The organism is Vibrio sp. B181a, assembly GCF_030248375.1.
Lineage (GTDB): Bacteria > Pseudomonadota > Gammaproteobacteria > Enterobacterales > Vibrionaceae > Vibrio > Vibrio campbellii.
Genome location: NZ_JAHGAD010000012.1, coordinates 1 through 11,801, shown reverse-complemented (window position 1 = coordinate 11,801; position 11,801 = coordinate 1). Strand labels below are relative to the sequence as shown.

9 protein-coding genes are annotated in these 11,801 nt (G+C 42.4%); 2 read left to right on the top strand and 7 right to left on the bottom strand.

Annotated elements, in window-relative coordinates; all coding sequences use genetic code 11:
- The first annotated feature begins 126 nt into the window (after nucleotides 1–126).
- Together KIO97_RS06225 and exsE2 are read left to right on the top strand one after the other, a co-directional pair.
- Nucleotides 127–573 carry a CesT family type III secretion system chaperone gene (locus KIO97_RS06225; RefSeq protein WP_005537110.1) on the top strand — a complete coding sequence of 149 codons (447 nt, stop codon included), beginning with the start codon at nucleotides 127–129 and terminating at the stop codon, nucleotides 571–573.
- A gap of 7 nt (nucleotides 574–580) precedes the next feature.
- Entirely contained in the window at nucleotides 581–880 is a 300-nt protein-coding gene (gene exsE2 / locus KIO97_RS06220) for a T3SS regulon translocated regulator ExsE2 (RefSeq protein ID WP_285381520.1), read from the top strand.
- Nucleotides 881–1,032: 152 nt separating this feature from the next.
- On the opposite strand, the gene KIO97_RS06215 is transcribed toward exsE2, so the two are convergent.
- The 7 genes from KIO97_RS06215 to KIO97_RS06185 form a co-directional block, all read right to left on the bottom strand.
- Nucleotides 1,033–1,713, bottom strand: coding sequence for a hypothetical protein (locus KIO97_RS06215; RefSeq protein WP_050918440.1), 681 nt, complete (start codon nucleotides 1,711–1,713; stop codon nucleotides 1,033–1,035).
- A complete protein-coding gene (locus KIO97_RS06210; RefSeq protein ID WP_285381516.1) occupies nucleotides 1,700–2,167 on the bottom strand; it encodes a hypothetical protein in 468 nt (155 codons plus the stop codon). The genes KIO97_RS06215 and KIO97_RS06210 overlap by 14 nt, the downstream gene beginning before the upstream one ends.
- 36 nt (nucleotides 2,168–2,203) lie before the next feature.
- Nucleotides 2,204–5,275, bottom strand: a complete 3,072-nt coding sequence (locus KIO97_RS06205) for a type I restriction endonuclease subunit R (RefSeq protein WP_285381514.1) — start codon at nucleotides 5,273–5,275, stop codon at nucleotides 2,204–2,206.
- A gap of 36 nt (nucleotides 5,276–5,311) precedes the next feature.
- Nucleotides 5,312–7,303, bottom strand: a complete 1,992-nt coding sequence (locus KIO97_RS06200; RefSeq protein ID WP_285381512.1) for a DUF262 domain-containing protein — start codon at nucleotides 7,301–7,303, stop codon at nucleotides 5,312–5,314.
- Nucleotides 7,296–8,708 (bottom strand): DUF262 domain-containing protein, encoded by a 1,413-nt coding sequence (locus KIO97_RS06195; protein ID WP_285381510.1) that lies wholly within the window; start codon nucleotides 8,706–8,708, stop codon nucleotides 7,296–7,298. The genes KIO97_RS06200 and KIO97_RS06195 overlap by 8 nt, the downstream gene beginning before the upstream one ends.
- Nucleotides 8,709–9,998, bottom strand: coding sequence for a restriction endonuclease subunit S (locus KIO97_RS06190; RefSeq protein ID WP_285381508.1), 1,290 nt, complete (start codon nucleotides 9,996–9,998; stop codon nucleotides 8,709–8,711).
- 16 nt (nucleotides 9,999–10,014) lie between these two features.
- The coding region (locus KIO97_RS06185) for a class I SAM-dependent DNA methyltransferase (protein ID WP_285381506.1) at nucleotides 10,015–11,801 on the bottom strand (1,787 nt) is incomplete at its 5' end.

Sequence of the window (11,801 nt, the reverse complement as noted above, 5' to 3'; positions counted from 1 at the left end):
CATCAATACTTTCTTTATTAACCTTATAGAAAAAACGTTTATATAAAAAAATCCAACCAATTTTGATAAACATCGAAATGCACTTGCCATAACTTCACCCTTAAAATTCTAAAAAGGATGACTTCTATGTCTGCGCGCCAAATCGTAGATGAGGTTTTACTTAAATTTGCTCATCAAATAGGGTTACCTAAATTACAGTTGATTGAAGACGAATTGGGTTTAGCTTTTGATGACAACTTAAGAGTGCATGTGATTTTTCACCCAACGACAGGGATGCTTCAATTAGAAGCTGAGATCGTCGATCTACAAATTGTTAATTCTGACCTTTACCGTTCTTTTATCGCATTCAACTACCATTGGTCTGAGCATCAATTGTTTTTTAGCTTAGATAACCACAGGCACAAGCTTTGTTTAAATAGACTGCTTCATGCAGAGTCACTCGACTACGAACTGTTTGAAGATGCATTGGCTGAGCTGCTCACACAGAGCGAATCTTGGGAAGACTTGTTATCCGCCCACATCGCCATGGAAGCTTTGCCATCTCAGCTTCAGAGCTCGGATTTAAGAGTTTAGGTAATCTATGTCCAATGACATCCAACCAACACAAAAGCACTTATCTATCGATTGGATCGAGAGCAATAGCCAGACTGAGTCTGTACAGAAGGGAAACTTTTTAGGCAGAACCGTGGTGCAGATAAATCCAAACGAGCGAGAGCAAAACCGCACTAACTCAAAATTGGAGCTAGGCGAGACGCTTTCTATACTTGCCAATACTGAGCGCTCCAACGCGATTTTAAGCTTTGAAAAAGACTCGAACGCAGCAAAGAGCCTATTGAATAGAAAAGTTCAAGTGATCGCGACCAATAGGCCGATGAGCTAGGGTTAGACTTCACTTTACAAGAAACGCAAAGCCCCGAGATTTCGGGGCTTTGTTGTTTTGGAAATTAGAGGTACAAAAAAGACGCTCTAAGACGTCTTTGTGGGAAGTCACTCTGCCACTGATATCAATTTTTCGGCAAACACTACATTGGTTTACATATGTTTAGCTTTGTAGTCTCTAAAGCCATTTCTTAATTTAGAGATGGCTTCGCTTTCCATATCTGGGTCTAGTGGAGTAACCCCCATAAGACGGTGTCTATCATGATGTACAAGTATTTTTTCGAGTGAAGGACCTGACGAATTACTAAACAAAAATCTATTCGCTTTACCCAAGTCGGTCGTCATCCCTATAAACTCTCGACCAATCTTAATACCAAGGTTGTCTTTATACAGCTTACACTCAACTGCAATCACCACTTTTAACTTTTTGGGATGAACATTATGAGCCCTACAGAATGTTGCTTCATGTTGGTCAACAACAGCTACATCACATTCATGTATTACTCCCGCTAGACCTTGAACATAAACACCTACGTGAGCTTCCAGCAACGGAGCACCATTAAACGTAATCACCGCATGAGTAAAAGAATTGACTTTAGAATAGATGCTAGAAGGAGAGCTTCTAAAGACTAACTTACTAGGATTGGACTTATTTCGATTGTCTTCAAAATGAACAGTGGCACCCTCAGCCTGGGCAGCCCTGATAACAAGCGACAACAGGTAGACTTCGTATGCATCATGCGCATGGCTTGAGTGATTCACAGGGGCATGTGCTGCCAATATTGAATCATAGGCGTTTATCAAATCCGATATATTTGGCTTATTTACAGACACGATTAACCTCCTTTAGAAAACGGTCAAACCTTAACTGACGCGTTTCTATGTCATCCTGATCTTCATTCCATTTCAATAAGCCAATATCTTCTATCAGCTCGAATTCCTTTAGTTCACTCTCATCACTGTTTACAAATTGAACTTCTTCCAATGCAGGATTAATTGACTTAAACAATTCGAAAGCACTTTGCTGGAACTCTGGAACTTCTAGATGTAAGAATTTAAGCCTATCTAGGACGAGAGCAGAAACTTCGTCTTGAGTGTATTCTCTTGTTTTTTCATAACCTCTTAGCTTTTTGTGATCAGCTTTAGAGATAGATTCCCCTAATTGAAAATTGTCAGCAGTAAAAGTTGATGTTGCTTCTTCCGTATATCCTTGCTTTATAGTGTCAACGACCTCATTGAAGACCCAATTCAGGTCCCTTTTTTCGTTCAAAAGGGTGAGTAATTTCATTGATCTATTCATTGATTGTCCCTATCGCATTAATTCTTATTCACTAACCATGCGCTGTATGCTTTGCGTCCAAGATGCTTTAAAAGCAGGGTCTTGTGCAAACAGCTTGTACAGCTCTAATTCGTCTTTACGGCGTTGAAGCATGATTTCTTTCAACATCTTCTCAAACGCTAGATCTCGCGTATGAGGGTCTGCGTTGTTTTGGTATTTAGCTTCGAAGTCTGGGTGATTCCGGATACTCTCAGCAATGTTCACAAACTTAACTCGTTGCTCTTCTGGTGTTGCGCTCCACCCTTGGAACCAACGTTCGTTAAAGATTTGGATGATCTCATCTAACGGGTCTTTCTCAGTTTCTGCACCATGAGCTCCGCGAGGGTTCGGGTTTTGAGGAGCTAACTCAGTTTCAGAGTCATCTAGCTCGATGGAATGGTTAAGCTTAACCCTTTGTAACCCATAAGAGCTCAAATCAACTGAATCTAGTAACGAGTCTAGTGCTTCTTTATCTGGATCTTCGACGGAAAGTTTTGGAATCAAAAACTTCAAGAACCAGAACAGTTTCTCCCACTGAACGACCTCATACGGCATGATAGATGCCATCTGGCCATAGATTTTCACAAACTGCTTGGCCTTCACTTTGAAATCGACTTTTAACTCGTTGTCTAGTTCTAACTCGTGGTTAAAACGCGCTGCTGCGATGTCAATGATTGGGCTAAGATCTTGAGCATCTCTTCCTTCAAAGAAACGCTTGTTGAACTCCTCAACTTCAAACCACTCATAAACACCTGTGTCGTCCATATCATCTTTTAGTTCATGAAGAACATTTACATCTGTCGCTTCAGAGAGTGTTGTCGATGTATAGAAAGGGTCGAATGCAGTTTTTACATCATCCACTGAGTTGAAGAAATCCAACACAAACAGATCTTCCGTTTTCTTACCGTATTTTGGTGCCGAGCGGTTCAAGCGAGACAGCGCTTGCACACACAGTACACTCGCCAGTTTCTTGTCCACATACATGGCACAAAGCTTCGGTTGATCAAAACCTGTCAAATACTTATTGGCCACGACCAACAAACGGAAAGCATCCTGGTCTACATGCTTAGGAATTGGGGAGTCCGACTCCTTACGCTTGTAATTCACATCAAAGTAATCTTTGGTATCACCTTCTGGGAAGCCATTAAGATCTGCTTCAGTGTATTCAATTCCATCAACTTCTTTGGTGCCAGAGAAGGCAATGGCAACTTTAAATGGGTTACCCATCTTATCGAGTTGCCGTGTTAACGCTCGATAATAACGGATAGCTGACTCAATATTTTGAGTCACCACCATGCCTTTGCCTTTACCTTTTAGCTTCTTACCGTTAATTACATGTTTGATAAAATGTTCAAGCATGATCTCGGCTTTAGTATCTATCGTCTCTTGGCTTGCCTCTACATACGCTCGCAAACGCTTCTGCGCTTTTTTACTATCGAACTCGGGGTTATCTTGGATTGATTTTTCAATCTCGTAGTAACTCTTATAAGTCGTATAGTTGGCAATAACATCGAGAATGAACCCTTCTTCGATCGCTTGTTTCATCGAATACAAATGGAAAGGAGCGTAAGTTCTGTCCGCTTGTCGCTGACCAAACTTTTCTAGAGTGGTGTTTTTGGGCGTTGCAGTGAAAGCAAAATAAGAGGCATTTCCACGCATCTTACGAGAGCGCATTGCCTGTAGGATTTTGTCCTGAGCATCTTCCAGCTCTTCCACTTCCCTCTTGCCCATTGCACGGTTCATATTGTCATGAGCGGAGCCTGACTGAGAGCTGTGGGCCTCATCAATAATGACGGCAAAACGCTTATCACTTAAATCTGCAATACCATCAATAATGAATGGAAACTTCTGAATGGTGGTAATGATGATTTTCTTGCCACTCTCTAATGCTGACTTTAGCTCAGACGATTTAAACGCAGGCGCAACAATGTTCTTCACTTCGGAGAACTCTTTAATATTGTCGCGTAGCTGCTTATCGAGCAATCGACGGTCAGTAACAACGATGACCGAATCAAATAGAGGCACTTCTTTCCCTCTACTTCCTGGTAGATCATCGCTGATAGGATAAGTCTCAATGAGCTGATATGCAGCCCATGTAATTGAGTTAGACTTACCTGAACCCGCTGAGTGCTGTATCAGATAGGTTTGCCCAATACCATTAACTGAGCAGTGATCAACCAAGCGACGTACGACATCCATTTGGTGGTATCGAGGGAAGAACAAAGTTCGTTTGTCCAACTGCTTTTTGCTGCTGCCATCAAGGCGAACAAAGTGCTGAATAATATTAGCGATGCTTTCTTTGCGAAACACCTCTTGCCACAAGTAAGCCGTCTTGTGGCCATATGGGTTAGTCGGGTTTCCTTTGCCTAGATTGAAGCCTTTATTGAACGGTAGGAAGAATGTCTTTTTACCTGCCAGTTTGGTCGTCATATAGACTTCATCAGTATCAACCGCCATATGAACCAAACAACGTGCGAAGTTCAACAGAGGTTGATTCGCGTTTCTATCATCTCGGTACTGTTTCTGACCATGATAAGCCGCATTTTGTCCCGTCCAATGGTTTTTAAGCTCAAGAGTAATCAGCGGAATACCATTGATGAAAAGCACCATGTCAATTTCTTCCAATGGATTTGCATTGGAATAACAAACTTGGCGAGTCACACTGAACAGGTTGGCAGAAAAATCTTTTTTTACCTTATCTGAGCTACTCGCGAGTGGTGCTGGATACATTAACGTTAGAAACGCATCATCAACGTCTAACCCCTTTTTCAACAAACGCAAAACACCATGACGCTTGATCATACGATCAAAACGCTCAAGGATTTTTCTCTGCCAATCGTGAGGGCTGGTGCGCTTGAGTTTTTCTAACTCACTCGCTTGAGTATCTTCGAGAAACTGCCAAAACAAACGGGTATCTAAAGCGTACTGTTTATCAAAGTCACTTGGAGAGCCAATAAGATAAAGATCATTATTGTAATTAAGAGGCGCTTCACCCAGCGCTAACTCTTCTTTACAAATACCTGCTAAACCTTTTTCAATTGCGGCCTCTAGTGCCTGTTCATTTATTTTACTAACCATAAATAACACGTTGTTTGGTTTGATGACTCGAAGTTTTTATTGATGTTTATAGTGTTGAGCAAATACTGCCATCATGTCTTTTAGATGGTTATCTATTTGCTGTTTGCCCCATCGCCCCTGCCCTTTTTCAGCAAACATTTCTCTTAACTTGAGTGCGTCGAAATGGGACTTCCTATCGAAATCAATACGCTTTTTGTCAACATCTTGATTGCTGTAAGAAGAGTTTTCACCGGGACTAAGTAGTACTAAATTACCAAATGAGTTTAACGTTTCATATGCTAACTCACTCTTATATTCATCATTTTGAGGATGAACATGTTCTACTGAGTTTTTGGATGTGATTCGGTACTTTTTGAACTTATTCAATTCTTCAGAAGACAGTGAAGATTCTGAAGCTTTCATTTGCTTCCAAATCAAATATTCAAGCTTCTGAAACCAGTAGTGTTCGAAACTCGTTCCTAACGATTTTGCAAAGTATGTCGATTGGGATTGCCAACTCTGACAATTTGGCTCTATGCCTACAGCGAGTGCGAAGCTGGCCTCTTTTTGAGTATCAACAGACAATGACATTTTGTTGTCGATGTTTTCTAGCAGCTCTAGCGTATCGGAGTCTTGCTTGATACTCGAACGGATCAAGCCGGAAATAAATGGTGTTAGCCAATACTGGGCGCTGCGCTCACCGGTAAAGTTGCGGACACTTTGCAAAAGCACACTGTCCGTCAGCTCTTTCTGCGTTCGGTTGATGTAGTAAGTGTCGTTCGACTTGCTGCGAGATTGATACGTTAAACCAAGCTGCGCATCTGTCGTATCGTCACGTTCAACCCATTTCACAACCCAACGGTCAAACTGGTAGCGAACCTGCCATAGCGTTTCGATAAACAGCTTTACCGATTGCTCATCACCGTTGATAAGTGGGTCGAATATTTCCAACAAGCGATCACTATGCAGTCGTGGCTCGATATCATTATGATCATTAAGCGCTAAGTAGACTCGGTAAGCGTGAATCAATAACAGTGGGAACTTGATGATTGGGCGACAGTAAACCGTTTCTACATCCAGATCGTAAGTTTCAAACTTCTCTTGCTCGGTGTTATCAGGAATTGAACTTGCTTTAACTTGTGACGCTAGCTCAGCAATCGACAAGCCAGAGAACGCCTCTGACGTTTCATCTTTTGCAGCGAAACGTTCAGCATCAAAAGACGCCAAATGTTCTGGTTCAATATGGTACCAATCCGCATTAGGAAATACTTTGCGTACATTGCGTTCAAAATAGTTTTCCAGATGCTCACACGCCACCCACATTGCATCATACTGTGCTTTGTTAGTATGAATATTTTTGAACAGTTTCGCCTTTAAAATGTCCGCTTGTTCTAACTGAATGCCAGCGGTATTCATGGTGGCAAACAAACGGTTTAAGTCCATTTGTGTTGGGACAATGTTGTTCACCCATTGAACTTGGCGGTAAAGGTAATCCCCCATGGCTTCGGCACTCACCACATCGTCTGACTTGAGTTTCTCTACCTCTTTGGTCAATACATCTAACGCCACGCCCATCTGTTTCAAATAAGCATTGTCGGCGATCGTTTCCTTAGACGGCACTTGATAGTTATTTAGCCCCGCTAGGCCACCCAAAAGCTGCTGAACTTGCTCACGAATTGAAAACTGGAGACGAGGCTTATCTTCGCCGTTACTCGATGTATAAACAGCAAGACCTGCAAGATCGGATTTAATGCCAGCGTATTTAAAGGCAATGGTCATGAGCATCAGCGTCGTCGTTCGCTGCTGACCATCGATAAGCTCATAGATCCGCTCTCCATCTTGTTCAATGCGAGAGGACAGGATGGTGCCGATAAAATAGTTTGGCTCTCTTAATCGACACGCTTCTTTAATATCTCTGAACAGCAGCAGGACATCATCATCTGACCAGACATAAGGACGCTGATAGCTAGGAATAGAAAACTGGTAGTTATCGGTGTAGATTTTCTCAAGCGTCAGAAGCTCAGTTTGCACTGATAAGTGATCACCCATGTTTTGCTCCTAACGCGAAGATGTGTTGGCTAAATGCAGGGCCAAATTGATTAGCATAATCTTGCTTTTCTATATCAAGGCCAAAGTATTGAGATACTTTTTTGACGAAACGTTTTTTAACGCTGTTTTTGTCAAAGCCACTCTTGTCGACCGACAACTTAAAACCGTCTAGCTGTGCGAAACACTGCTCTGGGGTATAGCTCATTGCAATCCAATCCAGCACTGGCGTTTCTTTTACGAAAGCAGGAACCGATTTCTCTTTTACTGCTTTTTGGTTCTCTACTCGTCGAGAATAAACCACGCGGAATAGCTTTTTGGCCGCTACCTCTAGGCTTTGCTGCCCATGTTGGCTGATGTAAAGCAGCAAACAAGCGTCATAAAGCTGTTTAAGATAGCCGCAGCCATCGAGTTTACACACCAGCTTTTGGTAGAACTCGTAAAAACCTGCAAGCTCTCCTTGCGCTGTATTATTCAATAAGTAGGTTTGGCGCAGCTGCTCAAAATACTGCAAATAGTGAATGGTATTCGCGCCACTATTTAACGGCTGACGCAGCTCATAGCCGACTTGAGGCTGTGCCAAACTCTCACCACCATTGGGCATATAAGTACGAGCAATTCTGCCAAAGGCAATATCGTCGCCTTTGCCTGTTTGCTCTGCCAGTTCGGTGACAATGCTATTTCGCACTTGCTGAGTTTGGTTGTGTAGCGGGTAGTCTCGGAAGTTCAGATATTGCCAATAGCGACCACGCAACAAAATATCGACCACGGGGTTTAAATCCCCCAGTGCTTCCCAACGAGTAGCAAAGGTGTTTACCGCAGATTTGTCTTTCTCATCAACGGCTCGCAGATGGTGCGCTTTGATAATATCTGGCCCAGCTAATCGCACCCCGCCCGTGTTTTGGGTTTCAAAAAAGCGGTAGGCTTCATCTTCGCTGTCTGTTACCACCAAGGTGATGTTGATTTGCGCAAAATCGATATCAGCCAATGAAGCTTCATGCTTATACAGCCAACCAAGGTTATGTTTGATTTGCTGTTGGCTCTCAGGGGATTCATAAACCAACTCAAGGTCGGAGTGTTTATTTGCTAAGTGGGAAATCAACGCCATTGTGGTAAGGCGTTGCTGACCATCGATGATATTAAGCTTGCTGCCTTGTTGATGCAAAATGACACTGCCCAAGTAAAATGGGCAATGTTCTGCGTCAGGTTTACCAGCTAGATCTTGCTGATGAAGCTTAAAGTCATTCAACAAGCGTGTGATTTGCTCTTCATTCCAGCGATATGGGCGCTGATATTCAGGGACGGCAAGCATCCCATGAACGTCTTTTTTAACCTTACCGTCCGAAGCTGAAATCGGCACACCAGAGAACAGCGTATCCAGTGTGCAACTGGCAACAACAACCGCCATTTATGCCAGCTCCGTCACTTTGATTTTACCTGTAACGGCGCTGTTGATTAGGGTAGTTTTGTATTCTTTTAGTTTACTTATCTGTTCATTTAGATGCTTGATACCCGCATCTAACTTTGCTGATTCTTTTTCAATAAAAGACACTATATCTTCCTGCTCTTTTACAGGAGGAACCACCATAAACAAAGGCGCTAAGTTATTGTAACGAATTCGCACGGCACGTTGACGAACTGCATTACAAATAACCTGAATATACTTAGCAAGAGCCATTTCTCTTAGTAAGTAGGCAAAATAATACTGTGATACATTAACACTACTGATAGGGTCACATATCACGTATTCAGGCGTACATTTTCCATCAGAGTCTGAAACACCAATAGCGCCTTCAAAAGCATCCATTGAGTTAAGAACTAGTTGCCCTTTTCTGATGCCCTGATAGCCACCTTCCAAGATTGCTTCAGTGTACCCACCTACACGGCGGTTCGAGCGTAAAGTGACCTGCCCATCCCTGTAAGAAGTAACAACACCATCTCCTTTGCGTACTGGCAGTCGACTCTGAGTGAACAGGTTCTTAAACCTTACCCCCCCCCAATGCTCAGGAATTTGGCCAATCCAATCCACACCAGAATCTTTCATCGGAGCATCAGGATTCAAACCTTGCGTCACCGCTTGCTGGATGATGATTTGCTTGCGTTCTTTTAGAAGCTCGATTTGCTTTCGTTTAATTGCGATGGCTTCATCGATTTGTGCTGTTTTTTTATCTAAAAAAAGAGTAATCGCGACTTGCTCAGAAATAGGTGGTAGAAAATACTTATATTGATATAAATCTTCCATTCTAAACGAAGCTTGCATGTGTTCAGGTATCTGTTTTCTATGAAAACTAAATAAGGGCTGAAAAGCATAAAAACAAAACTTTGAATTAACCTCGGTTTTATTTCTATTTATGATTACCATACAGTTTTGAGATAAGCTAAATTTTGAATCTAAATACTTTAACGTCATAGCTTTAGCACCAACAGTAGTGCTAAATAAACAACCTTCATCAGTCATATCAAATTCATATGTATCAATCTTTCCCATTACTCCATCATTTCCAGTTTGACCACTGTAAACGGGGTAATCTCCATTTATCAAGTCACAGTACTCTTTGGTTAACAGTGCTGCTCTATCTCCTTTCTTCGCATAGAAATTATGGAATATTTTTTTAATTTCCCAGTGTTCAGGTAGTTCATTAGACCATTCTACGCCTGACTTTTTATAGGAGTCGTACTTTGGCATCTGCTCAATCATAGTATCGCTCACCTTCCTACCCCTGAACCTTAGCCACGGAGATACCCAAAATGTCAGCAATCAAACCTTCCGCTTTTTGCTCTAGCGCAATGATGTCGCTCGCAACTTCATCCATTGAGCGTAGCGGCTTGTGGCGGTAGAAGTATTTATTAAAGCTGATCTCATAGCCAATTTTGACTGATTCAAGGTTTACCCACGCTTCATCAACATGCGGCTTTACTTCATCAAGGAAGTATTGATAAATACTTTGTTCAAGTGGTACGGATTCACTATCACGCAGATCTGAGCTTGATTCATAAGTCACAAACTCGTTGTGGTTGCCCGTTGGGTAGTAACCAAAATCAGGTAAGTCTTGCAGTTCACATTCGTAGTTTTCTAGCAAGTCATCTAACTTGTCTTGCTTTAGCTTGGCGACTTTCTTGATGACCTTTTCTGCGTTTTCGTCATACCAGCTGACAGCATCCAAAATAGCTTTCTTTTCAGGAGCCGAAAGCTTAAGGCCGAGTGATTTCAGCTCTGAATCTACTAACTTTTTGAACTGGTTGAAGTCGTTGTAAACTTCGTCACCAATCTTGCTATGTAATTGACTCGCTGCATTAACCAGTGTGCGCTGCTTAGTCCAATTTTTCGTATCCAGCAACTTGGTTTTCGCTGCTTTGTTTAGGCTGGTATCGTTTTCTTCACACCACTTGGTGATCTCTTTTTCAATCCCTTTGACAAAACCTGCTTCATAGACATTTTCGCCATGTTCCGCGTACAAGTACTCCATCACTTCACGCAGTGATTTTTCAAAACGTAGTGGCTCAATCAGGTCGGCACGGAATTGGGCACTGCGGCGATCTGGGCGCTCAATATTCACTTTGTAGTAACCAAAATCTTGGTTCTTGAAGACTTGTGCAGCAATACCCACCGAATCGCCTTTCTCATCAATAGCACGTTCAACAGATTGGTTATCCAGATAAGTCGAGACAATTACCGCAATGTGCTCTGGCGAAAATTCGCAGTTTTTATTACCCAAGTTCTTACGCAGTTTGCGGAACAGTAAGCTTGCATCAATCAGCTGCACCTTGCCTTGGCGACTTTCAGGCTTGTTGTTATTTAGAAGCCAGATATAGGTGGTAATGCCCGTGTTGTAGAACAGGTTGTTTGGCAACTGCACAATCGCATCCAGCATGTCATTTTCGATGATGAAACGACGAATGTTGCTTTCACCACTGCCTGCGTCACCGGTAAACAAACTTGAACCATTGTGAACCGATGCAATACGAGCACCTAGTGGGCTCACTTGTGGCGATTTCATTTTAGTGACCATTTCCATCAGGAACAGCAATTGACCGTCACTTGAGCGAGGAATAGCATCTTGTTCTGACTCAACACCCCAGTAGTCTTTCAGTGTCACTTTAAAGCGACCATCTACGACATCTTTACCGTCTTTGATGTGCTTTTGTTCACTCGCCCAGCTCTTACCGTAAGGCGGGTTAGAAAGCATGAAGTCAAAACGTTCTGATGAGAATTCGTCAGTGGAAAGGGTTGAACCAACACGGATGTTTTCTGGGTTGTTGCCTTTGATCATCATGTCTGATTTACAAATAGCGTAAGTCTCATCGTTAATCTCTTTACCGTAAAGGTAGATATCACGGTTTGATGCTGGGTACTTCTCTTCAACAAAGTTCTGTGTTTCTGTCAGCATACCGCCACTACCACATGCTGGGTCATAAACTGTGATAGAAAGTGGCAAGTTATCTTTGATTGGATCGAAAACAAGGTGAGTCATCAGCTCGATAACTTCACGTGGGGTAAAGT